The organism is Bacillus fungorum (assembly GCF_002746455.1).
Lineage (GTDB): Bacteria > Bacillota > Bacilli > Bacillales > Bacillaceae_G > Bacillus_A > Bacillus_A fungorum.
Genome location: NZ_NWUW01000004.1, coordinates 42728 through 64303, shown reverse-complemented (window position 1 = coordinate 64303; position 21576 = coordinate 42728). Strand labels below are relative to the sequence as shown.

Annotated in this window: 29 protein-coding genes and 1 pseudogene; 16 read left to right on the top strand and 14 right to left on the bottom strand. The window is 34.4% G+C overall.

Going from position 1 to position 21576, the window contains the following annotated elements; genetic code table 11:
• The first annotated feature begins 91 nt into the window (after nt 1-91).
• The gene (locus tag CO726_RS06945; protein WP_099683781.1) at nt 92-784 is read left to right on the top strand and encodes an alpha/beta fold hydrolase; all 693 of its coding nucleotides are present in this window, start codon (nt 92-94) and stop codon (nt 782-784) included.
• 56 nt (nt 785-840) lie between these two features.
• On the opposite strand, the pseudogene CO726_RS06940 reads toward CO726_RS06945, so the two are convergent.
• Both CO726_RS06940 and CO726_RS06935 read right to left on the bottom strand, forming a co-directional pair.
• A pseudogene (locus CO726_RS06940) lies at nt 841-1598 on the bottom strand (DMT family transporter); the annotation flags it as partial.
• A gap of 46 nt (nt 1599-1644) precedes the next feature.
• A complete protein-coding gene (locus CO726_RS06935; RefSeq protein WP_099683779.1) occupies nt 1645-2124 on the bottom strand; it encodes a GNAT family N-acetyltransferase in 480 nt (159 codons plus the stop codon).
• Nucleotides 2125-2267: 143 nt separating this feature from the next.
• Here CO726_RS06935 and CO726_RS06930 point away from each other — a divergent pair, with 143 nt between their 5' ends.
• Nucleotides 2268-2720, top strand: coding sequence for a MarR family winged helix-turn-helix transcriptional regulator (locus tag CO726_RS06930; protein ID WP_099683778.1), 453 nt, complete (start codon nt 2268-2270; stop codon nt 2718-2720).
• Between the two features lie 223 nt (nt 2721-2943).
• Complete coding sequence (locus CO726_RS06925) at nt 2944-3126, top strand: hypothetical protein (RefSeq protein ID WP_099683777.1); 183 nt, start codon at nt 2944-2946, stop codon at nt 3124-3126.
• A gap of 474 nt (nt 3127-3600) precedes the next feature.
• On the opposite strand, the gene CO726_RS06920 is transcribed toward CO726_RS06925, so the two are convergent.
• Together CO726_RS06920 and CO726_RS06915 are read right to left on the bottom strand one after the other, a co-directional pair.
• On the bottom strand, nt 3601-3756 hold the full coding sequence (locus CO726_RS06920; protein WP_099683776.1) for an imidazoleglycerol-phosphate dehydratase: 156 nt from the start codon (nt 3754-3756) through the stop codon (nt 3601-3603).
• A gap of 135 nt (nt 3757-3891) precedes the next feature.
• Complete coding sequence (locus CO726_RS06915) at nt 3892-4311, bottom strand: MarR family winged helix-turn-helix transcriptional regulator (RefSeq protein ID WP_136699442.1); 420 nt, start codon at nt 4309-4311, stop codon at nt 3892-3894.
• Between the two features lie 162 nt (nt 4312-4473).
• Here CO726_RS06915 and CO726_RS06910 point away from each other — a divergent pair, with 162 nt between their 5' ends.
• Both CO726_RS06910 and CO726_RS06905 read left to right on the top strand, forming a co-directional pair.
• A complete protein-coding gene (locus CO726_RS06910; RefSeq protein WP_099683775.1) occupies nt 4474-4905 on the top strand; it encodes a YrvL family regulatory protein in 432 nt (143 codons plus the stop codon).
• Between the two features lie 33 nt (nt 4906-4938).
• Nucleotides 4939-5526, top strand: a complete 588-nt coding sequence (locus CO726_RS06905) for a thioredoxin family protein (RefSeq protein WP_136699440.1) — start codon at nt 4939-4941, stop codon at nt 5524-5526.
• 27 nt (nt 5527-5553) lie between these two features.
• Here the strand turns inward: CO726_RS06905 and uppP are convergent, their stop codons facing one another.
• Complete coding sequence (uppP, locus tag CO726_RS06900; RefSeq protein ID WP_099683773.1) at nt 5554-6345, bottom strand: bacitracin resistance undecaprenyl-diphosphatase; 792 nt, start codon at nt 6343-6345, stop codon at nt 5554-5556.
• Between the two features lie 186 nt (nt 6346-6531).
• On the opposite strand from uppP, the gene CO726_RS06895 reads away from it, so the two are divergent.
• The 3 genes from CO726_RS06895 (at nt 6532) to CO726_RS31710 (ending at nt 8305) form a co-directional block, all read left to right on the top strand.
• On the top strand, nt 6532-7887 hold the full coding sequence (locus CO726_RS06895; RefSeq protein ID WP_099683772.1) for an MATE family efflux transporter: 1356 nt from the start codon (nt 6532-6534) through the stop codon (nt 7885-7887).
• A gap of 76 nt (nt 7888-7963) precedes the next feature.
• Nucleotides 7964-8137, top strand: a complete 174-nt coding sequence (locus CO726_RS06885) for a 2-isopropylmalate synthase (protein ID WP_098758840.1) — start codon at nt 7964-7966, stop codon at nt 8135-8137.
• Nucleotides 8138-8155: 18 nt separating this feature from the next.
• On the top strand, nt 8156-8305 hold the full coding sequence (locus CO726_RS31710) for a hypothetical protein (protein ID WP_000744621.1): 150 nt from the start codon (nt 8156-8158) through the stop codon (nt 8303-8305).
• A gap of 63 nt (nt 8306-8368) precedes the next feature.
• On the opposite strand, the gene CO726_RS06875 is transcribed toward CO726_RS31710, so the two are convergent.
• Entirely contained in the window at nt 8369-8887 is a 519-nt protein-coding gene (locus CO726_RS06875; protein ID WP_099683971.1) for a biotin transporter BioY, read from the bottom strand.
• 83 nt (nt 8888-8970) lie between these two features.
• On the opposite strand from CO726_RS06875, the gene CO726_RS06870 reads away from it, so the two are divergent.
• Nucleotides 8971-9873, top strand: coding sequence for an aminoglycoside phosphotransferase family protein (locus tag CO726_RS06870; protein WP_099683770.1), 903 nt, complete (start codon nt 8971-8973; stop codon nt 9871-9873).
• 2 nt (nt 9874-9875) lie between these two features.
• On the opposite strand, the gene CO726_RS31705 is transcribed toward CO726_RS06870, so the two are convergent.
• The 5 genes from CO726_RS31705 to amaA all read right to left on the bottom strand — a co-directional run bounded on the left by CO726_RS31705 (nt 9876) and on the right by amaA (nt 13095).
• On the bottom strand, nt 9876-10037 hold the full coding sequence (locus CO726_RS31705) for a hypothetical protein (RefSeq protein WP_099683769.1): 162 nt from the start codon (nt 10035-10037) through the stop codon (nt 9876-9878).
• Nucleotides 10038-10133: 96 nt separating this feature from the next.
• Nucleotides 10134-10907, bottom strand: coding sequence for a hypothetical protein (locus CO726_RS06860; RefSeq protein ID WP_099683768.1), 774 nt, complete (start codon nt 10905-10907; stop codon nt 10134-10136).
• A 24-nt stretch (nt 10908-10931) separates the two neighbouring features.
• The gene (locus CO726_RS06855) at nt 10932-11378 is read right to left on the bottom strand and encodes a flavodoxin (protein WP_099683767.1); all 447 of its coding nucleotides are present in this window, start codon (nt 11376-11378) and stop codon (nt 10932-10934) included.
• The gene (locus tag CO726_RS31700; RefSeq protein WP_169513020.1) at nt 11371-11541 is read right to left on the bottom strand and encodes a hypothetical protein; all 171 of its coding nucleotides are present in this window, start codon (nt 11539-11541) and stop codon (nt 11371-11373) included. Before CO726_RS31700 ends, CO726_RS06855 begins: the two co-directional genes overlap by 8 nt.
• A 384-nt stretch (nt 11542-11925) precedes the next feature.
• Nucleotides 11926-13095: an N-acyl-aliphatic-L-amino acid amidohydrolase gene (amaA, locus tag CO726_RS06845; protein WP_099683766.1), complete on the bottom strand. Its 1170-nt coding sequence runs from the start codon at nt 13093-13095 to the stop codon at nt 11926-11928.
• 335 nt (nt 13096-13430) lie between these two features.
• Between amaA and CO726_RS06840 the strand changes: the two genes are divergently transcribed.
• The 5 genes from CO726_RS06840 to dltD all read left to right on the top strand — a co-directional run bounded on the left by CO726_RS06840 (nt 13431) and on the right by dltD (nt 17747).
• Complete coding sequence (locus CO726_RS06840) at nt 13431-13577, top strand: teichoic acid D-Ala incorporation-associated protein DltX (RefSeq protein ID WP_000440293.1); 147 nt, start codon at nt 13431-13433, stop codon at nt 13575-13577.
• 12 nt (nt 13578-13589) lie between these two features.
• Nucleotides 13590-15104 (top strand): D-alanine--poly(phosphoribitol) ligase subunit DltA, encoded by a 1515-nt coding sequence (gene dltA, locus CO726_RS06835; protein WP_099683765.1) that lies wholly within the window; start codon nt 13590-13592, stop codon nt 15102-15104.
• Nucleotides 15101-16267: a D-alanyl-lipoteichoic acid biosynthesis protein DltB gene (gene dltB, locus CO726_RS06830; RefSeq protein WP_098758831.1), complete on the top strand. Its 1167-nt coding sequence runs from the start codon at nt 15101-15103 to the stop codon at nt 16265-16267. The genes dltA and dltB overlap by 4 nt, the downstream gene beginning before the upstream one ends.
• Nucleotides 16268-16335: 68 nt before the next feature.
• Nucleotides 16336-16575 (top strand): D-alanine--poly(phosphoribitol) ligase subunit DltC, encoded by a 240-nt coding sequence (dltC, locus tag CO726_RS06825; protein ID WP_000807310.1) that lies wholly within the window; start codon nt 16336-16338, stop codon nt 16573-16575.
• Nucleotides 16572-17747, top strand: coding sequence for a D-alanyl-lipoteichoic acid biosynthesis protein DltD (gene dltD, locus CO726_RS06820; protein WP_099683764.1), 1176 nt, complete (start codon nt 16572-16574; stop codon nt 17745-17747). Before dltC ends, dltD begins: the two co-directional genes overlap by 4 nt.
• Nucleotides 17748-17768: 21 nt before the next feature.
• On the opposite strand, the gene CO726_RS06815 is transcribed toward dltD, so the two are convergent.
• Complete coding sequence (locus CO726_RS06815; protein WP_425427765.1) at nt 17769-18899, bottom strand: NAD(P)H-dependent flavin oxidoreductase; 1131 nt, start codon at nt 18897-18899, stop codon at nt 17769-17771.
• Between the two features lie 73 nt (nt 18900-18972).
• On the opposite strand from CO726_RS06815, the gene CO726_RS06810 reads away from it, so the two are divergent.
• Nucleotides 18973-19893, top strand: coding sequence for a S66 peptidase family protein (locus CO726_RS06810; RefSeq protein WP_099683762.1), 921 nt, complete (start codon nt 18973-18975; stop codon nt 19891-19893).
• Nucleotides 19894-19920: 27 nt separating this feature from the next.
• On the opposite strand, the gene CO726_RS06805 is transcribed toward CO726_RS06810, so the two are convergent.
• Both CO726_RS06805 and CO726_RS06795 read right to left on the bottom strand, forming a co-directional pair.
• Nucleotides 19921-20319, bottom strand: a complete 399-nt coding sequence (locus CO726_RS06805; RefSeq protein WP_099683761.1) for an SseB family protein — start codon at nt 20317-20319, stop codon at nt 19921-19923.
• Between the two features lie 183 nt (nt 20320-20502).
• Complete coding sequence (locus CO726_RS06795) at nt 20503-20994, bottom strand: carboxymuconolactone decarboxylase family protein (RefSeq protein WP_136699438.1); 492 nt, start codon at nt 20992-20994, stop codon at nt 20503-20505.
• Nucleotides 20995-21057: 63 nt separating this feature from the next.
• Between CO726_RS06795 and CO726_RS06790 the strand changes: the two genes are divergently transcribed.
• Entirely contained in the window at nt 21058-21510 is a 453-nt protein-coding gene (locus CO726_RS06790; RefSeq protein ID WP_001175498.1) for an Lrp/AsnC family transcriptional regulator, read from the top strand.
• Nucleotides 21511-21576 lie beyond the last annotated feature (66 nt).

The following is a 21576-nucleotide window of genomic DNA, read 5'->3' as shown; positions in this document are numbered from 1 at the left end:
CAATGGAAATTCCAGTATTTACAAATAAACTACTCTTGTTATAAAATTAAACTGAACGGTCGGTTTATAATTTGTTATAGGAGTAGATAATATGAAAGATCACATCATAACTTTACAAGATGGGCGCAAGTTAGCCTATATTGAATATGGTAAAACAAATGGATTACCAGTCATGCTATTCCACGGTACACCCGGTTCAAGAATTTGGTCATTAACAGATGATATGGTAGCAAAACGATTTGGGATACGACTTATTTCAATAGATAGACCTGGCTACGGGCTCTCTGATCAAAAACGGAATCGAACAGTTCTGGATTGGGCAGAAGATGTAAATGAATTAGCAGATCAGCTAAAGCTCCAAACTTTTTCTATTATAGGGGTTTCAGGAGGAGGCGCTTATGCAGCTGCTTGCGCTTACCAAATTCCTGAACGCTTACAATCCGTACAGATGGTTTCTAGTGCAACTCCGTTTGAAGATGAAAAGCCGCCAGCTAGTATGTGCCGTGAAAATCGGATTGCTTTCTTTATCTCCAAACAATTACCTTTGCTATTAAAATGGGTATACCGTACTCAAAAAAAGCAAATGGAAAAGAACCCTGAAAAATATATACAGGGGCTGAAAAAGGGAAATACACATTTATGCAAATGGGATCAACAATTTATTCAAACAGATGAAGATATTAAGTTAGCTATGATTCATATGAAAGATGCAGGACATTTCTTAACTGACGATCCTGACATATGGGAATCTATTTTACAAACAATTATCCAAGATACAAAGTAAACAAAAAATAACTCCAAAATCAACTTTTATTGTATATTTTGGAGTTACTTTACGTTTACTATGGAGATTACTTTTGTTGATAAGAATCTCAAACTATCAAAAAATAATAGAAATGTAATCCCTGTATGGATAATCCCCGTAGCAATAGCTGCAGTCCAGTTCCCAAATGTAAGTATGGAAAATGCCCCCATTTGTATAAAAGGAAATAATATCATAATACCTAATCCTGTTTGTAGAAATGTTGTAGCATAAGGGCTTAACTTTGTAATCCCTTTCCCTAGTAATGTCATAAAAGCATTAAATAAAGCACCTGCCAGAGCCCAAAGAACACCAACAGGTAATAACTCTTTAAAAGAGGCAGAAAAATCTATATCTGAGATGAATACAGTTCCAAAAAAACAAAGAAGAATAGAAAAAACTGATTTTATCTTTAACTTTTCTCTGTAAAAAACACTTCCTAGTAATAGCATTAATACAGGGGCTAAATTATGTACAGATATAGCAACGGTTATAGATGTCGTTTCAAATGATTTAAATATAAATACCCAGTTAAAAACGAGAAATATTCCACAAGCTAATGTTTGAAGAACCTCTTTACTATTCCATTCCTCATTCCTATATTGTCCTGATATGAGCCAACAAGAACCTAAAAATAGTGTTGCACTTAAGCAGCGAATAAAGACTAATTCAAATGACGGCAAATTGGTCATTTCTGCAAAGAGGGCAATAGAACCAAAAACGACCATAGAAATAGCCAGTTAAGGGAAGCAACTGATTGCTTCGTTGAAGTTATTGGTAGTAGTTTTGTCAAAATAAAGCTCCTTCAATACTTTCCTTTTAATAGATGCGTTTAAATACACCTAATTTTGACAAACTTTTATATACCACGCATTCATAGCAGAGTGTTCAGAACCTGGGAGTGGTTCATGTAACAGCGTAAATCCAAATTTTTCGTATAATATACATGCCGCTTTTAATTCATGCATGGTTTCTAAATAGCACTTTTCATAATGTTTAAAGGCAAATGACAATGCTGTTTCCATTAGTTTCTTGGAAAACCCTAAACCTTTGGCTTTTGGACTTAAGTATAGTTTTTGTAATTCGCAAACTTTATCATATTCGTTAAACGGTGCTATACCAATTCCACCAACAACTTCTCCATCCATTTCTACTACCCAATAGTTCGCATGTTTTAAATTTTTATAATATTGGTGAAGGTTGTTAAGTTGAGGATCAAAATAGGCTGACCCAGGAATCGCTAATCCGAGTGATTCTAATGAATCTTGTATAATTTCTTTTATTTTTGCATTGTCTTCTTTTTTTATTTCTCGAATAATCATATATGAACTCCTTCAATTTGGTCTCAATCAAGATTGCGACAGATTTTTGAAAATAGTACATCCAAAATGTTGACTTAGTCCACATTTTGGATGTACAGTTATATTAATGTAAAATGTAGACTGCGTCAACTAAAGGAGAATATATGGATAAAGAAATTATTTATGATATTAGACAATTCAATCGGTTTTATACAAAGGTACTTGGTTTATTTAATAACCAGATTCTAGATACAGATTATTCATTAACCGAAGCACGAATATTATTTGAAATAAGTGAGAGGACGGAGTGTATTGCAAATAATCTTGTGCAAGAACTTAATATTGATAGAAGCTATATGAGCAGAATTTTACGTAAATTTGAGAGGGAAGAATTAATAGAGAAAAAAAGCTCAATAAAAGACAGTAGAAAAAACTTGCTCTTTTTGACAAAAAAAGGAGAGGAACTACTAGATATAATTCATATTCAGTCAGATGAACAAATAAATCAATTGTTTAACGAACTAAATGATAGTGAGATTAATGAAATTCGTATTTCCATGATGATAATAAAAGAAAAATTAGATAAAAATATTAAACAAAAGTTAAAAAATGACTGATTAAAAAAACTAATTGGGGTAGCGTCACATGCCCATCAACCTAACATTTTGAAGTATCCCCCAAACGAAAAACTTGCACTGTTAAAGGTAAATATAGAATTAGAATATAGGTTATCAAGAATTAATAATTAGTAAAGTAGAAGATTTTAATAAAAATTGGTAAAATAATAATCAAGTATTGAAATTAGAAATAGGACTGTGTTAAAAAAGGAGATTCTATACTATGGAGCAAATTATTTCAAACAATAAGAACGGATCTACAGAGATATATTATAAATTATTCTCTATGTTATCTTTGTTAACTTTTCATAAGATCACATCCATTGAAAAGAAAAAGAAAAGCCTTAAGATTTCCCTAGAAAACGAATTAAAAAATTTAATAAAAAATAATCCTCATAAATTATAATACGGTTACCAAAGATTAAACTCTATAAGAAAATTTATAGGATTTTATTAAACCAATATAACCTCATATTAATTTGACCTTAAAAACGCTATCCTTTTTGTATTTTTTTGCTTAACATGTTTTTTTCTGAAATGCTGGCAGTAATCCATCACAATCAAGCTTAGAAAAGCAAATACCCCAAATGTAGCTTTGGAATAAAGTTTGATTATTTTAATGCTCCTTATGCAACTAAAGCCCCCGTTAGTTGCATAAGAAACTTTAACTAACAGAATTTCTTATCAAATTTTATTAATAATTATCAATTTTTTTTATAAATGATCAGAATTTGTTTTATGGGTGTTAAAAAATTCTTAAGTTGATGGATGTAGTGGAACTCCACATAATAAAATAGGCAGGAACATTATATATATATCAAATATGTTCCTGCCTTTGATTTTATTAAGTTTAACATCTATGACCTAAATTTAAAAATTATCACTCCTTTTTTGATTTACTTCCTTTTTTCGAACGATATTCTTTTCCTTTGTTATCATTACCAGTCTCAAATTCAGTGCTAAACTCTTGCTGAAATTGACCTAATTTCGGTGAGCCTTGATTTCCGCTCCCTTTACTACCATTTCGATTTGTCATATTCCTCCCCCTTCCTTTACTAGTAGTATGTTACATATTTTCTTTTTTATAATCTTTTACATATAAAAGAAGACCTTCCTCATATAAGAAAAGTCTTCTCTTTCACTACGTAAGCGTTTTCTTACTTGTAATGACTTAAATAAGTTTTTTAGAAATAGATATCATTATATTCATTTCATCTTCTGAAAGCGCAGAGAATCTTTCTTGTAAATATTGTTTTTTCGCACCTTCCATTTTCGCAACTAAATCTTTTCCTTGTTCTGTAATCTCCAAATATACAACTCGGCGATCTGAAGTGGAACGTGAACGAGTTACAAAGCCTTTATTAATTAATTTTTCTGTAACAGCTGTAATATGACTATTCGACACATTTAACTCATTGGCTACACGTGATACCATTTCTTTATTCGTACGATTTAATATTCTCAGGACGATGAATTCATTCCACGGTATGTAACCACCAAATATTTTTCCAATATCATTACGCAGCGTGCGGAACATAGCAAACACATTTGTCGATAGTTCTTCCATTAATTGCTCTCGATTTTGAGACAACTTTGACAGCTCCTTTTATTTCATTTGGTTAAATAAAAACCTTATTAATAATTTTACATGAAATCTTACTTTTTGTCACCTTATTTTCCCATAATTCGTAGTTTTTTAATAGACATTTCATGATAAAATGAAGTTGAGTTTCCAAAAAAAGGAGTTGGAATAGTGAGTGAAGAAGACAAATTTTCTAATTTCAATCTAAAAGATAAAACTTTGATTATTGGTTTTGTTATTCTGTTTCTCATTATAATTTTTGCATTTATATTTTTTGTATATGTAGGAATCTTTCATATTACTGGTGTAGAGTATAGGTCGCGCACTGCCTTACTTCTATTTTTTTTATTAATTACTTTCTTAGACGGTATTACATTTTTTATCTTCAGTTTCTTCAAGGCACTGCTATATCCACTAACACAAAACATGTCAAATTGGCTTTCTATTACTCTTTTCTCATTTATTGAAATTACACTAGATTGGTTCGTCATTCATACCGCTGATGATTGGATAGAGAGCGTACAAATGTCCAACATAGCTGAATTATGTTTCGTACTATTCCTTTTCCTATTAAGTAAATTATTAAGCGACAAGAAAGAGTAAGAATACAAGCTTTTCTATATAAAAATTGGTACAATGAAAACAAATCATACTAAAGAGGTGTTACTTATGAACTTACAACAATGGGCTGATAAAGGTATGTCCTTTGATACATATGTGAATGAAATGAAAGTAAATCAATACGAGCTACTACATATTTACAATAACTTTTTAATTCCAAATGAATTACTTCCTGTATTAGAAGAACGCCAAAATGATGGCTGGCGTGTTATTGTATTAACAGCTGATTGGTGTGGTGATGCTCTTTTATGCGTACCTGTTATGAAGCGAATTTCTGAAGTTGCAAATATTGATATGTCATTATTAATTCGCGATGAAAACTTAGAATTAATGGATCAATATTTAACAAATGGAACAGCACGTGCGATTCCAATCTTTATTTTCATTGATAAAGACGGAAATGAACAAGCCGTTTGGGGACCACGCGCTCCAAAAGTACAAGAATTAGTAACTTCCATGCGCGCTACGTTACCTGAAAAAGAGGATCCAACATTCGAAGAGAAACAAAAAGAAATGTATGCTAATTTCCTTGCTACATTAGCTGACGATACTTCTCTTTGGGAACATGTAATGGAAAGCATGATGGAAAAAGTAGTAAAATAAAAAACTGCCGAACTCGGCAGTTTTTTATTACATAATGAAGAAATAGAATACCGCAGCTAAAATGAAACGATAGTAAGCGAACGGTGTTAGTTTTACACGAGATAATAATTTTAAGAATGAAACAATTGCAAGCATCGCAACAACGAATGCAGTTACAAATCCTGTTACAAATAGCGTTACATCTGCCGAGCTTAATACATCCCAGCTTTTAATTAAATCTAATCCGCTTGCAGCTACCATCATTGGTACCGCTAAAATGAATGTATATTCAGCTGCCGCTGTATGTGACACGCGGGCTAATAAACCACCACTTATTGTAGAACCAGAACGAGAAAATCCTGGCCAAAGCGCTAAACATTGGAACATTCCGATTGTAAATGCTTGCTTATATGTGATTTCATCTAATGTTCTTGCTGTACTTGGTTTTGAAAACTTCTCAGCAACAATCATTAAAATACCACCAGCTACTAAGCTAATAACAACTGGTCCTGGACCAAATAAAACCTCTTTAATAGTGCTATGGAATAATACGCCAAGTATCCCGGCAGGAATCATCCCGATAATAATATGTAATAAATTTAACGATGGTCCGTCTGTTACTTTTCCTATTCCAACTAGCGACCATAGACGCTTCCAAAATATAACAACAACTGCTAAAATCGACCCCAATTGGATAACAACTTCGAAAACTTTCGCTCTCTCGTCGTCAAATCCAATTAAATGTCCTGTTAAAATCATATGTCCTGTTGATGATACTGGTAAAAACTCTGTTAAACCTTCAACAGCACCCATGATTAAACCAATTAACCAATCAGCCACAAGTAGTGCCTCCTTAATAACAAATAATATGTAATTTTTTCATACCTTATCATAATACCTTATCCCTTTTCAAAGTGCATCCTTTTTTATAGTCAAACATAGTTTTAATAAGCGTATTCCTTTTCTATTTTTTGATTAAATTGTATGATAGTAAGAGTTTTCTTTTTTACATAGAAAGGAGATTTTATGAAAGAAACCAGTACATTCTCACAAAAATTAAAGCAATTTGTATTACTATTTTTCCCGATTTTTGTAACGCAAATGTCATTATTTGCGATGAGCTTTTTTGATACGACAATGTCAGGGCATGCAAGCCCTATTGATTTAGCAGGTGTCGCTATTGGAACGAGTATATGGATTCCAGTTAGTACGGGATTAACAGGAATTTTGATGGCCACTACTCCAATTGTTGCACAACTCGTTGGATCCAAGAAAAAAGAGGATGTTCCTCACGTTGTCATACAAGCAGTTTACTTAGCAATTTGTGCTAGTTTTATTGTTATCCTTATTGGATTCTTCGCTGTTTCACCTATTTTAAACGGCATGCGATTAGAAGAACCTGTAGAACGTATTGCGGCACAATTTTTAAGTATTATCGCAATTGGAATTATCCCTTTATTTACTTACACTGTTTTACGCGGATTTATTGATGCATTAGGAAAAACTCGCACAACGATGATCATTACGTTACTATCATTACCAATTAACGTAGTATTAAATTATGTATTAATTTTCGGTCATTTCGGTTTTCCAAAACTTGGTGGTGTCGGAGCAGCAATCGCTTCTGCAGCAACCTATTGGTGCATTTTAATTATTACCGTTATTATTCTTACGAAAGAGCCTTTTGCATCTTTCAATATCTTTAAACAATTATATCGCCCTTCCCTTTCGAGTTGGAAAGAATTCTTAAAACTTGGCGTCCCTATCGGATTTGCTATCTTCTTTGAAACGAGTATCTTCGCTGCGGTAACACTTATGATGAGTAATTTTAGTACGACAACAATCGCAGCTCATCAAGCAGCTATGAACTTCGCTTCCTTGCTATATATGACTCCTTTAAGTTTAGCAATGGCGATGACCATCGCTGTTGGATTCGAAATTGGAGCAAAACGATATACTAACGCAAAACAATATGGATTTATCGGGATTGGCTTAGCACTTGCATTCGCCCTATTGTATTCAATTCTTCTTTACTTCTTTGATGATGAAATTGCTTCTATTTATACGACAGATATACAAGTTCATCATTTAGCAAAAGAATTTCTTATATTTGCGATTTTATTTCAAATTTCAGATGCAATTGCAACTCCTGTACAAGGGGCACTACGTGGTTATAAAGACGTAAATGTTTCCTTAATTATGACATTAATCGCTTATTGGGTAATAGGTCTCCCTCTCGGTTACATATTAGCAACGTATACTGACTGGGCAGCAAAAGGATACTGGATTGGTCTTATTATTGGTCTAGCATTTGGCGCTATTTTCCTTCTTGTCCGTCTCTTTCAAGTACAACGAAAATATACAATACAAAACAGCCGCTAACGATACAGCGGCTGTTTTCTTTATGCATATTTTTGCTTATAACGTATAACATAATGAAAAAGAAAGGTGGATACATATGGAAGAAAAAGAAAAAAAGCAATCATTCAATGAAGAATTCGCCCCTGAAATTTCACCTGGATATCGGCAAGATGTACATAAGCCACCTAAATATAAAAATACTTCGTTTTTAATGGGTATTACCATTTTCGCTGCTGTATTACTTGTGCTTATCATTTTCGTTTATTTTTGATGGAAGGTGATTTATTATATGAAGAAACAAAATTCCAATCGTTCAAAAAGAACTGTGAAAACAGAAAAAGGGTATGCAGGTGATTCTGTTCTTACTCAGAAACAAGTCGAGCAAGGAAATTTATATATTGCTCAAAAAGAACTTGGTCAACAAAATGAAAACCTTTAGACTCCCCCAAAGAACTGGGGGGTTTTTTTATCCGCTATTTGTGACACTAATCCATGTTTCACTTTATTGTACATACTGTTTTTGTTCTAACACCTTAAATATATGATTAACCTTTACAATTTTGATTTCATAAATCAATTTCATTTCGCTTCTCTTACCATTTTCAGTGCCCGCAACGTACGCTACAGTTTGATAGAGAAAACTTTCATCCGTCAATTCACGTATCTCCTCGTTTGTAAATTTATACTCTAAATCCCGAAAACGATTTGGATAATAATTTTCCATTAATTGTTCATACCCTCTATTTAAAAATATTTCTTCACCTTTTCGTTTCACATCTTCTTTATTATGAAACCCAAACGCTGATAATTGCTCTGTCACAAAATGTTCTCCTACCTTTTTCATTTCATTATGAGTTAAAGTTTCTATACTTTTGTTCTTTAATTCCTTATTTAATTCGTACTGATCAATCGGTTTAAAGCTAGCAAAAACTTCTTCTTTATATGACCAAAACAATCCAAAAGCGATACATAGAAAAATAATTAATAATCTTTTCTTCGTAATACTCCCGCCCTTCTTCATCATGATAGTTATATTTTAACATGTAGAAAGAAAATTCTGATATCATAAAGTAGAATAACTTAACTTAGAAACGAGGAACAATTATGGACTCTTACAAACAATATATAAAAGAAGCTCTACCTAATCTTTCTATACATTCATATAAACAAAATGAAGAAGGATGGGATAATGTAGCGGTTATAGTAAATGATGAGCTACTGTTTCGTTTCCCGCGCAAACAGGAATATGCAATGCGAATTCCGTTAGAAAAAGAATTATGCGCACTTCTCTCTTATTCACTACATGAAATTGAAGTTCCAAAGTATCACCTACTCTATAAAAAGGAGACTGATACTATTCCGCTTTGTAGTTACTATACTCTCATTCATGGTGAACCGTTAAAAATAAAAATAGTTACTACACTAGAAAAACAAGAGCTGCAATCACTTATTACACAATTAGCTTCTTTCCTTGCGGCTCTACATAGTATTCCTTTAACACGTGTGAAAGCTTTAGGATTCCCTATAGAAAAAACACTTACCTACTGGAAAGAGCTACAAACTAAGTTAAATCAGTATGTTACTAACAGTCTTACTTCGTTCCAGAAATTATCTTTAAATCGTTTATTCGAAAATTTCTTTACATGTATCGATACATCCACTTTTCAAAATACAATTATTCACGCTGATTTTACACATCATCACATTTTATTTAATAAGCAGAACAAAAACATTTCAGGTATTATCGATTTTGGTGATGCTCAAATTGGCGATCCTGCTTTTGATTTTGCAGGGCTATATTATGATTTCGGACGTGAATTTACTACATCAGTATATGAACAATACAGTACGCTTATTTCACACCATGATCCATTACTCATTCACCGCATCACTACCTTTTATCAATACAGTCCTTTACTACATAATATAATTTATAACTTTGAAACAAAGAATGAACTTGAATTCCTAGCGGGTACAAAACAACTGAAAGCAATATTACAGGGATGAGATTACATTCTCTCCCTATACTCTCTCTCCTCATACATCATTAACTTTTTATCCATTTCAACAATGACTTTATACAGTTGAAATGCTTGTAAAATTTGCAGTTGAATCCCAAAAGGAGCATTCTGTTCTTTTAACCATTGAAATACTTTCCTTTCATCTTTCATTGATTATTCCTCCCTTTATTAATCTGCTACAAATATACGGTAAATGATGAAAAGCTTTTCATGTCAATAATAAAAAAGGATGCAAAATTGCATCCTTTAATGTACGATATTTTTCTTCTGCTTCGCTTCTTTTTTTACTTCTTCCCCTTGGCATTCACTACGAAATGCACAACTTATACACTCAGAACGAAAATGACGCTCTGTATAATGCTCGGGTTGCTGTAACATTTCTTTCATTCTAGATAAATCAGCCATTCCAGTTATAATATCTTCCTGTTTCGGAATGTACTCATACTTAGTTCCTTCTATTAAATTAATAACTTCAATTTTTCCTGGAAGAATGCCGAAAGCTTTATAACTGAATACTGTCATTAACTTTTGACAAAGAACAAGCATTTCCTCATCCGCATCGACAACATACTTTTTAATTACAAACGACTCAGTACTCCACTCACCAACCTCTAATGTCAATGACATGTGGACACCTAGCTCTTCCATATATGTTTGAAATTTTTCATACAAAAATAACGGCGGTGTCTGGCTATCATCTCTTTCAACAAACTGTAATAAGTGATCCGTTAGCTTCGCTAACACAATATAATACTCCGTCTTCGAAGCAAACATATTGATCCTTACTTTTTTCCAATACTTTTCTATTAATATTAAAAGTATGACTTTCGTTTGTTGGCCCGCAGGTAGCGTGTAATATTCGTTAATAATTCGATTCACAATCATTTGTGCGATTTGTTGCCATTCAAACGAAGAAGGTTCTCTTCTTTTTATATGACGAAAATAAAATTTATGCGGACAACGCATAAAATCATACAAATGATAATCTGTCATCGTTTTGATTGCAATTTTTTCATACACTTGCTCTTCATCTCCCTTCTGCCATTAAGAAAGGTGTTTTACAAATTCAGCTCCAAACTGTAAACATTTTTCTACATCTTCATCTTCTGGCGTTAATTCTACTTTTAGTCCTTCTAACACAACTGCTGCACCGCGTTCTTGTAGCTTTTCTATTAAAATGTCAACCGCCACGCCGTATTTCGGATAAGCCGAATCACATGATCCGAATACTGCTGCTTTTTTCCCTGTTAAATCAACAGAATCCATTGCGTCATAAAAATCTAAGAAATCATCAGGAAGATCACCATCTCCCCAAGTGTAAGCACCTAAAATAATTCCATCATACTGTTCTAATATAGAAGCTTCTGGTGAATCCATAATATCAATAACTTCAATTTCATTTTCTGTTTCACGAATTGCACCGGCAATATGATCAGCCATTTCCTCTGTATTTCCACTCATACTTGCAAAAATCATTACTAACTTACTCAACTGAACCTCTCCCTTTACTTTGTATCTCTTTTTCTGTTTGAATGTTCTTCTTCTCATCTACATATTCAGAACGAATTACATTTCGTTGCCATTCCATATGCTGATCAACATCTTTATTTTTATCTTTTAATCCCCTCCGCAGAAGGTGAAATTTTTTTCTCATTAACATGTCGCACCTATTTCATTGATAATAATTATCAACACTAACTATATTTAGATTAATTGACATTGATTATCAATGTCAACAACTATTTTTAAAAAAATGATTAAAATGTACAAGCTTGTCCGTTAGCCATTCATATACTATAAATGAGCATAGTTCTTTCTCAGCCCTCTCTGACGGAAAGAAATAAAAGCAACTGCGATAGAGCGCAGTTGCCTTTTTTTATCCCACTATTTGCGGACAGTAAAACTCCCACCTCAAAATTAGGCTGGGGCAAAGAAGTTAGGTGGGAGTCGGGCTGCCCGTAAATGCCCGATTGGTGCGAGCTAATAATCAGTGGGGGATGAACACCCCCCACTGATTATAGTTTCACTTTATATTCCTCTATGATTTTAGTAGTCTTATCGCTGTCTCTAAAAATAATTCCACTCCATAAATTAGAGCTGATTCGTCTACATCAAATTTTGGATGATGATGCGGATAGCAAGTATCTATCTTTTCATTACCAGTTCCTAGTTTAATGAAACACCCCGGTGCTTTTCTTAAATATGCGGAAAAATCTTCTCCTCCCATAGAAGGTTCCAGCTTCACAATACGCTCATTCCCAAACAAATGTAGTGCACTTTCTTCTACTACTTTCGTAATATATTCATCATTAATAACCGGATCATATCCATATCGATACGTATATGTATACTTCCCCCCATGTGCTTTTGTAATGCCTTTCACGATTTTCTCAATTTTCTCTTCTGCTTCCACCCTTAGTGCTTGATTAAATGAACGAACAGTTCCCATTAAAGTTGCTGCACTAGGAATAATATTATCAGCCATTCCTCCATGAAACTGCGTAACTGAAACGACTCTTTGCATGAAAGCACTGGTATTTCTTGATACGATATGTTGTAGATTTGTAATAATCTGTGCTCCGATAGCAATAGGATCTATCGTTTCTTCTGGTCTCGCCGCATGCCCTCCTTTACCTTGAATTTCAACTGTAAATACGTCCGGTGCCGCCATCATTGGCCCATACACAATTCCTATCTTCCCGCTCTCCAATCCAGACATAACATGTAAACCTATTACATAATCAACATCATCCATTACACCTGCCTCAACCATTTCTTGTCCGCCACCAGGATACACCTCTTCTGCGTGTTGAAAGAACAAACGAACCTCACCTGCAAAATCTTCCTTTATATTTGATAGCACCTCTGCTGTACTTAACAAAATAGCTGCGTGAGCATCGTGCCCACATGCATGCATCATTCCTTTATTCACAGACGTATAAGACTTACTTGTCTCCTCTTGAATTGGCAAAGCATCTATATCAGCTCGAATCGCAATCACTTTCCCTTGTTCCGTTCCTCTTTTAATTGCTAGTACACTATACTTCGTCGGTCTCGTTACTTCAAAAGAAGAAAATGAGCATAATGTATCATATATAAATTGCGAAGTTTCTTTTTCATGAAATGATAATTCCGGATATTTATGAAAATGCCGTCTCCATTTCACAATATTTTCTTCCGAAATTAGACTCTTCCACACTCTATTCATGATAATTTCCTCCTTTTCAAAAGAGCTAGAAATTTAAAGATTTAATCTGTCTCGAATGATTAATAAAAAAATACTATATTTTTACGTATTCTTATAGTCCACTTTTATGTATTCACACAATCCACTTTCTATTTACATGTCAAACCCATTACAAATTCATGCTGAATGTAATATAATTGCTAAGTTAGGGATTTTCTTTTTTAGTATTTAGTGCTACTATCAGAAAAGAGCCTTTTGTCTTATTTTTACCTAAAATGTGGAATTTTGTTTTTTTCACAATAATGTAGGACATGATACCTACAAAGAGCTATTATTTCATTAAGAGAGGGAAAGACATGGAAAGATTAAAAGAGATATGGTCTCGACCACTCACACAATGGGTTGCAAAGACGGTTTATTACCTTGCAATTTTATTTGCATTACTTTGGTTGTATGGATTCCATGATACAAACACAAGTACATTTATTTACAACGAATTTTAGGGTGGGAACGTTATGAAGTTATTAGAACAAATTGAAAAGTGGGCTATTGAAACGCCTGATCAAACCGCTTTTGTTTGGCGAGATGCGAAAATTACGTACAAACAATTAAAGGAAGATTCTGATGCGTTAGCACATTGGATTTCTTCTGAGTATCCAGATGATCGTTCACCAATTATGGTGTATGGCCATATGCAACCTGAAATGATTATTAACTTTTTGGGATGTGTAAAAGCTGGACATGCTTATATTCCTGTAGATTTATCTATCCCAGCTGATCGTGTACAACGTATCGCTGAAAATTCTGGTGCGAAACTACTTTTATCAGGAACAGAAGTAACTGTAACTGATTTACCAGTTCGCATTGTAAGTGAAAACAACTTAAAAGATATTTTCTTTACTCATAAAGGGAAAACTCCAAATCCTGAACATGCGGTAAAAGGTGATGAGAACTTCTACATTATTTACACATCAGGAAGCACAGGTAATCCGAAAGGGGTTCAGATTACTTATAACTGCCTTGTAAGCTTTACGAAATGGGCTGTAAAAGATTTCAACTTACAAACAGGGCAAGTATTCTTAAACCAAGCACCTTTCTCATTCGATTTATCTGTCATGGATATTTACCCATCATTAGTAACAGGTGGTACACTTTGGGCAATCGATAAAGATATGATTGCGCGTCCAAAAGACTTGTTTGCTTCTTTAGAGCAATCGGATATACAAGTATGGACTTCCACGCCATCTTTCGCAGAGATGTGTTTAATGGAAGCATCTTTCTCTGAGAGTATGCTACCGAACATGAAAACATTCTTATTCTGCGGTGAAGTGTTACCAAATGAAGTGGCTAGAAAATTAATTGAGCGATTCCCGAAAGCAACCATTATGAATACGTACGGTCCAACAGAAGCTACTGTCGCTGTAACAGGTATTCACGTTACAGAAGAAGTGCTTGATCAATACAAATCACTTCCAGTTGGCTACTGTAAATCAGACTGCCGCCTTCTTATTATGAAAGAAGATGGTACGATTGCACCTGATGGTGAAAAAGGTGAAATTGTAATTGTCGGTCCAAGCGTAAGCGTTGGATATTTAGGAAGCCCTGAATTAACAGAAAAAGCATTTACTATGATTGACGGTAAGCGCGCCTATAAAACAGGCGATGCTGGCTATGTTGAGAATGGTCTTCTATTCTATAATGGTCGTCTTGATTTCCAAATTAAGCTGCATGGTTATCGAATGGAATTAGAAGAAATTGAGCATCACCTTCGTGCGTGTTCTTACGTAGAAGGAGCAGTTATCGTTCCAATTAAAAAAGGTGAAAAATACGATTATTTATTAGCGGTTGTTGTTCCTGGAGAACATTCATTTGAAAAAGAATTCAAATTAACATCTGCAATCAAAAAAGAACTCAATGAGCGATTACCAAACTACATGATTCCACGTAAATTCATGTATCAATCTTCTATTCCAATGACACCAAATGGAAAGGTAGATCGCAAAAAATTATTGAGTGAGGTTACAGCATGACCGCATATGGATCATTTTATTTTTTCGCTATAGTGGGCATTTTATTAATACCTACTATCATAGCTGGATTAAAAGGTAAAATGTTGCGTAAATATAATGCCGTTTTAACATTAGTCATGATTGCTATTATCTTCTCGGATAAACCGAAGCAAGCGATTATGTTAGCCGCATTTATTATTTGGCAATATGCCCTGATTAAAGGCTATTTAATTTTAAGAAAACAAAATAATAGTACATTCATGTTTTGTATAGCTGTTATTTTATCGATTTTGCCACTTATTTTGGCAAAAATCGCACCATTTGTACCTGAATTGCATTTTATTGTTTTCGCAGGTATGTCTTACGTAACATTTAGAGCTGTACAAATGGTCTTTGAAGTTCGTGATAATTTAATTAAAGAACTTTCCTTCTTTAATTTCTGGGAGTTCGTTTTATTCTTCCCTGCGATTTCAAGTGGACCTATCGATCGTTATCGTAGATTCCAAAAAGATATCCAAAAACCGCCTAGTGCTGAGGAATATCAAAATTTACTATATACAGGGCTTAACCGTATTTTCCAAGGTTTTCTGTATAAGTTTATAATCGCGCATTTGATAACAACATATCTTGTAAAGGCAGTATTCGCCAATCAAGATACACTTTTATCTAATGTGATTTTTATGTACGCTACTAGCATGCAGTTATTCTTTGACTTTGCAGGTTATAGTGCATTCGTAATTGGTGTCAGTTACATGATGGGAATTAAAACTCCTGAAAACTTTAATAAGCCATTCCTTAGTCGTAATATTAAAGACTTCTGGAACCGCTGGCACATGAGTTTATCATTCTGGTTCCGTGATTTTATTTACATGCGTTTCGTCTTTTTTGCAACGAAGAAAAAGTTAATTAAGAACCGTTACACTATTTCGTATATCGGGGCATTTTTAAACTTCTTCATTATGGGCATTTGGCACATCCAAGGAAGCGCTGTTGCGCAGTATGTTATTTATGGTCTATATCATGCCGCACTGTTTATTTTATTCGATATTTTCGAACGAAAAAACAAGAAGCATAAGTTTTGGCCAAACAATAAATTTACACACGTCCTTGCGATTGTAATTACGTTCCACGTTGTATGTTTTGGCTTCCTAATTTTCTCTGGACACCTTAACAGATACTTTTAATGCACCTTTCTTATACCATTAAGAAGTTGCACATATAATATATTTCGGATATAAAGGAGATTTTAAAAATGGCAGAATTCAAAGAGCAAGTATTAGATATTTTAGAAGAAGTATGTGAAAACGATATTGTGAAAGAAAACTTAGATGTTCAATTATTTGAAGAAGGTATTCTTGATTCTTTCGCTGTAGTATCTTTATTAGTTGAATTCCAAGAGCGTTTAGATATTGAAGTTTCTATTTCTGATTTTGACCGTGACGAGTGGGCTACACCAAACATGGTTATTAAGAAGTTGGAAGAAATCCGATGAACAAAGCAAAATTTGGTCCGATGCTTTTAGCATTGGCCCTTTTTGCTGTATTCTTACTTATTCCAACGCGCTTCCTACTTCCACTTTTAAGTGATGAAAAAGTAGAACAAGCTGCCACTTCTTTAAAAGAAGAAAAGATTCAAAGTATGATTTTACAGCAAAAGATGTTAGCAGATTCGAAATACCTTCCGATGTACGGTTCATCGGAATTCGCACGTATGGATGCTTTCCATCCATCGAATTATTTCAAAGTAAGGCCTGAAGGATTCACACCATTCCTACTTGGACGCGGGGGAACACAAGACCTTGTACATGTATTAAACTTTGCATCTACAATGGATCAATTGAAGGATAAGAAAATGGTATTCGTTCTTTCTCCGCAATGGTTTGTACCACAAGGTATTGATGAAACACACTTTGCACCTAACTTTTCAAAACAACAAGGTTATCACTTCATTTTCAACGATGATGTAAAACCTGAAATGAAAAAGCAAATTGCAAAACGTTTATTAAACTTTGAGATCGTTAAGAAAGAAACGTTACTTAAAATTTCGCTTGAAGGTATCGTTTACGATGATACAAAGCATAAAGTAAAAGCACTTGCTGCTAAACCGTTCGCTTATATTTATCGTAACATTTTAGATCGTAAAGATTTATTTACAGCAATGTTTAATATTAAGCCGCATAAAGAAAAACTTGACCCTTCATTAAAACAAATGAATTGGGAAGAGGCTCGTAAACATGCAGATCAAACTGGTGCGGTAGAATCAGGATCTAACGAATATGGTATCGAAGATGATTACTTCAACAGCAAAATTAAGAAGAAGTTAAAGCAACGTAAAGGCTACTTAAAAAATGATGCTTATGATCAATCACCAGAATACGAAGATTTACAAATTGTACTGGATTTATTAAAACAATCTGGCGCAAAACCACTCTTCATTTCTGTTCCTGTAAAGGGTCCTTGGTATGATTACGCTGGCTTCCCGAAAGAACGCCGCGAATTGTACTACAAGAAAGTTCATGAGCAAATTGAGAAAGCTGGCTATCCAATTGCCGACTTCTCAAATCATGAGTATGATAAATACTTCTTAAAAGATCATATGCACTTAGGTTGGAAAGGCTGGGTTTATATTGATGAGGCCATCCAACAGTTTTATAAAGCAAACTAATAAAAAGACCACTTGAATTATTCAAGTGGTCTTTTTATATATATTTTGTAATTGTTCGATTACGTCCTCTGCTTCTTTCATGACTCGCTCCACTACATGCTGAGCTGATTCTATTCGTGCTAATGATGATGCTTGCCCTGCCCAAAGCGACATGTATTCTCCTTTATTTTGTTTTGCTGCTTCTTGGCGTATTTTAGAGGTTAATACATTTTGCACTGGATACATCGGAAGCCCTTCTTCTTTCCCTTCATGTCTCTCTATAAATTCATTACGAATCCCCCGTGCATATTTCCCGGAAAACGCACGGGTCACAGTTGTACTCGTATCTGTACTATGTAAAACTGCTTCTTTATACACATCATGCGTAATACTTTCTTCACTCGCTAAAAAGGCTGATCCCATTTGAACAGCTTCTGCCCCCAGCGTCAATGCCGCAACAAGCCCTTGCCCGTTCATTACACCACCTGCTGCAACAATCGGGATATGCGGAACTGCTGCTACTAGCTGCGGAATTAATGCAAACGTCCCAATCATAGCGTCCTGTTCTTTCCCGATAAACGTTCCTCTATGCCCTCCTGCCTCGCTACCTTGACCGACAATAATGTCTACTCCTAATTCAGCAAGTGCTTTCGCTTCCGCTACATGGGTAGCTGTTCCGATGACTTTTATTCCTCTGCTTTTTAAGTCATCTATTTCTTCTTTTTCTAACGTTTGAAATGCAAAGCTAACGACTGGTACGTTTTCTTCTACTAACACTTGTAATTGTTCTTTATAGCTATTTGGAAGCTTTAACGTCCCCTCTTCCTCTATACCGAATTCTCTATTCACTCCGCTAAGTAATACCTTTGCCAAGTTTACCTTCTCTTCTTCTATCTGTATCTCTTTCATTAACAGTAAATTAACACCAAAAGGCTTATCCGTTCGTTCCCTTATTTTATAAATTGCTTCACGAATTTGTTCAGGGCTCATATAGCCTGCTCCAAGCGTTCCTAATCCTCCGCTATTACTCACCGCTGCAACAAGTTCTGGCGTCGTAATCGCACCTGCCATACCTGCTTGAATGATGGGGTACTTAATTTGTAATAGATCTATGACTCGACTTGTAAACATCATTTCTCCTCCTATTCCTCTTATATCTTCTTTATTTGACAAACTTTCCCCTTCTTTTACAAGGGTTGAACTTCCTATGAAGCGAATATATTGAAAGTGAAGGAGGCTGAAAACAATGATATATCCAAATACGTTACAACAAGGTGATACAGTAATGATTATCGCACCGTCCGGCCCACCAACAATTGAAAATGTATTAAAAGGTGTAAACGTACTACAAGAAATGGATTTATCTGTAGTAATTGGAAAGAGTGTTTATGAGAAATATGGATATTTAGCTGGAAGTGATCAAGTCCGGCTCGATGATATACATGAAGCATTTTCAAATCATGAAGTAAAGGCCGTTTTCTGCGCACGAGGTGGTTACGGAAGTGCTCGTCTCCTCCCTCATATTCAATATGAAATCATTCGGCAAAATCCAAAAATCTTTTGGGGATATAGCGATATTACAGCTTTACATACTGCCTTTTCACGTTATGCAAAGCTCGTTACTTTTCATGGCCCAATGGTTGAAGAGTTAGGAAAAGGTGTAGATTCTCTTTCTTTATCTTCTTTCAACCAACTATTCCACCCATATTCAACCATCTTATCTGCTTCAGAATGTATCGTACCTAGCTCTTTCCATACAGTTACAGGTCAGTTAGTTGGAGGCAATTTAGCGGTGTTAACGAGTATCATTGGCTCACCCTACGAGATAAATACGGCCAATAAACTTTTATTGCTTGAAGACATTGGGGAAGAACCATATCGCATTGACCGTATGTTAAATCAGCTACTTTTATCTGGAACGTTTACTAAATGTAGTGGTGTTATTTTTACAAGTTGTCACGACTGCACTCCTTCTAAACCATCTCAATCATTGCAAACAATACTATATGAATATTTCACGCCATATGATATACCTGTCCTATTCGGTTTACCGATTGGACATATAAGCCCAAACATCGGTATTCCTCTTGGAGCTACAGCAACAATAAGTACAAATAATAAAACGCTCTCTATTTCTTCTGGCCTAGCCACTCCGTGTTCAAATTAAAAAGGAAAAGCGATTCAGCTTTTCCTTTTATTTATAATAATTAAAAATCCGTCCAGATGCGATATCTGCAATTTCTTCTGGAATAAATGTTTTACTTATATCAGTTCCAACATTTAATACTGCTGTAGCATCTTTCTCAATGCTACTAAATAATTCTTTCCCGCGTATCGTAATAAGGGGTGTTCCTTCTGGCAACACGTCTTTTACAAATTCCATTTGTGTAAAGAACGGAACGATCCATCTACCCTCTCCTTGGAAATGACGCAAACGCAGTGTTCCTTCTGTTGCCCCGTCCTCTGCTTCTAGTGAGCCAGCAACATAAAACTCAGTAGATAAGAGCAATTCATAAAATTCCTTTTGCTTTTGTTTATCATCCCCTGCTACAACAAGTACTTCTTCTATTCTCTTTACCGGAATTTGCCCCATATGATGCCACCCCTATTTTCAAAATGATTGTACTTAGATTATACGAAATATTCTTATTTTTTTCTACATAATTCGCAATTATTTTCTTAAAATAATTTTAACACTTCTTTTGTCGTCACAATCGTAGCAAACTCTTCATGTTGAAACGCCTTTTGTACATCAATTATGATAAGTGCTATTTGATTAGTCATCATTTTCTCCTTCATTCGGCTGTAATTGAAACAGAAAACCAAGTTGTTGTGAGGCAGTAATAAAACAAATATAAGCGCAAAGCTCTACAATTTCTTTTTCCGTCCAATATTGTTTCAATACATGAAACATATTATCATCTATCACCTTTTTGTCATGAACAAATGTATGTGCAAAAGTAACGGCTACACTCATTTCTTCTACCTTTTGCATATCATCAGGCCTTCCCTTTGCCATACAGTACGGACATTCATTCCCGTACGCTAATGTTCGTCTTACCTGCTCCTTCAACTCTGCCGAAAGAGTTCCTTTACTATGCAATGTATCCTCTACCATACTCCATGAATGTAATAAGTCCGGATTATGCCCTAATAACTTTTGAAACTTTGTATCTCCTACATTTGATAATGAAATTCTCTCCATCATTTCCCCTCCTATTTCCTTCTGTTTTATTGTAAAATAAATAAAGGCCACTTCACATTTCATATGAATCTTAATTTATATTTTCCCTTTACAAAAATTATTACTTTACTGGAGGTATATTTACAAATGCAACTAGACCGTGTTGATCGAAAAATTTTAAATGAATTATATAATGATAGTCGCCTTTCAATGCGCGAATTGGCGAAACGAGTAAACTTATCTGCTCCGTCTACTGCAGAACGTGTTCGTAAACTGGAAAGTGAAGGCGTGATTCAAAAGTACACAATCGATATCGATTATAAAAAAGCAGGACTTGTTTTAGATTGTATTTTAGAAATCACTTTAAAAAATGGTGATACAACACGTATGCAACAGTTTATTCAGTCTTATCCATCTGCAAGTTTTTGTTACCGAGTAACAGGGAGCTTATGCTACATTGTAAAAATTTCTGTTCCTTCACTCGTTGAACTTGAAGAATTTATCAATGATGTTTCTTCATATGCAACGACTGTTTCTCATATCGTATTATCAGAAGTATCTCTTACTCCAGATATTGAACATATCTTCCCAGAAGATTAATTTATTTTTATTCATAAAATATATAAAAACCCCTTACAATAAGAATAAAAATAATATATTATGTAT

What these genes read in the sequence shown, in the direction of transcription:
- CO726_RS06945 (WP_099683781.1), top strand. Translation starts at nt 92, where the DNA reads ATGAAAGATCACATCATAACTTTACAAGATGGGCGCAAGTTAGCCTAT.
- CO726_RS06935 (WP_099683779.1), bottom strand. Translation starts at nt 2,124, where the DNA reads ATGATTATTCGAGAAATAAAAAAAGAAGACAATGCAAAAATAAAAGAA.
- CO726_RS06930 (WP_099683778.1), top strand. Translation starts at nt 2,268, where the DNA reads ATGGATAAAGAAATTATTTATGATATTAGACAATTCAATCGGTTTTAT.
- CO726_RS06925 (WP_099683777.1), top strand. Translation starts at nt 2,944, where the DNA reads ATGGAGCAAATTATTTCAAACAATAAGAACGGATCTACAGAGATATAT.
- CO726_RS06920 (WP_099683776.1), bottom strand. Translation starts at nt 3,756, where the DNA reads ATGACAAATCGAAATGGTAGTAAAGGGAGCGGAAATCAAGGCTCACCG.
- CO726_RS06905 (WP_136699440.1), top strand. Translation starts at nt 4,939, where the DNA reads ATGAAAACAAATCATACTAAAGAGGTGTTACTTATGAACTTACAACAA.
- CO726_RS06895 (WP_099683772.1), top strand. Translation starts at nt 6,532, where the DNA reads ATGAAAGAAACCAGTACATTCTCACAAAAATTAAAGCAATTTGTATTA.
- CO726_RS06885 (WP_098758840.1), top strand. Translation starts at nt 7,964, where the DNA reads ATGGAAGAAAAAGAAAAAAAGCAATCATTCAATGAAGAATTCGCCCCT.
- CO726_RS31710 (WP_000744621.1), top strand. Translation starts at nt 8,156, where the DNA reads ATGAAGAAACAAAATTCCAATCGTTCAAAAAGAACTGTGAAAACAGAA.
- CO726_RS06875 (WP_099683971.1), bottom strand. Translation starts at nt 8,887, where the DNA reads ATGAAGAAGGGCGGGAGTATTACGAAGAAAAGATTATTAATTATTTTT.
- CO726_RS06870 (WP_099683770.1), top strand. Translation starts at nt 8,971, where the DNA reads ATGGACTCTTACAAACAATATATAAAAGAAGCTCTACCTAATCTTTCT.
- CO726_RS31705 (WP_099683769.1), bottom strand. Translation starts at nt 10,037, where the DNA reads ATGAAAGATGAAAGGAAAGTATTTCAATGGTTAAAAGAACAGAATGCT.
- CO726_RS31700 (WP_169513020.1), bottom strand. Translation starts at nt 11,541, where the DNA reads ATGAGAAAAAAATTTCACCTTCTGCGGAGGGGATTAAAAGATAAAAAT.
- amaA (WP_099683766.1), bottom strand. Translation starts at nt 13,095, where the DNA reads ATGAATAGAGTGTGGAAGAGTCTAATTTCGGAAGAAAATATTGTGAAA.
- CO726_RS06840 (WP_000440293.1), top strand. Translation starts at nt 13,431, where the DNA reads ATGGAAAGATTAAAAGAGATATGGTCTCGACCACTCACACAATGGGTT.
- dltA (WP_099683765.1), top strand. Translation starts at nt 13,590, where the DNA reads ATGAAGTTATTAGAACAAATTGAAAAGTGGGCTATTGAAACGCCTGAT.
- dltB (WP_098758831.1), top strand. Translation starts at nt 15,101, where the DNA reads ATGACCGCATATGGATCATTTTATTTTTTCGCTATAGTGGGCATTTTA.
- dltC (WP_000807310.1), top strand. Translation starts at nt 16,336, where the DNA reads ATGGCAGAATTCAAAGAGCAAGTATTAGATATTTTAGAAGAAGTATGT.
- dltD (WP_099683764.1), top strand. Translation starts at nt 16,572, where the DNA reads ATGAACAAAGCAAAATTTGGTCCGATGCTTTTAGCATTGGCCCTTTTT.
- CO726_RS06810 (WP_099683762.1), top strand. Translation starts at nt 18,973, where the DNA reads ATGATATATCCAAATACGTTACAACAAGGTGATACAGTAATGATTATC.
- CO726_RS06805 (WP_099683761.1), bottom strand. Translation starts at nt 20,319, where the DNA reads ATGGGGCAAATTCCGGTAAAGAGAATAGAAGAAGTACTTGTTGTAGCA.
- CO726_RS06795 (WP_136699438.1), bottom strand. Translation starts at nt 20,994, where the DNA reads ATGAAATGTGAAGTGGCCTTTATTTATTTTACAATAAAACAGAAGGAA.
- CO726_RS06790 (WP_001175498.1), top strand. Translation starts at nt 21,058, where the DNA reads ATGCAACTAGACCGTGTTGATCGAAAAATTTTAAATGAATTATATAAT.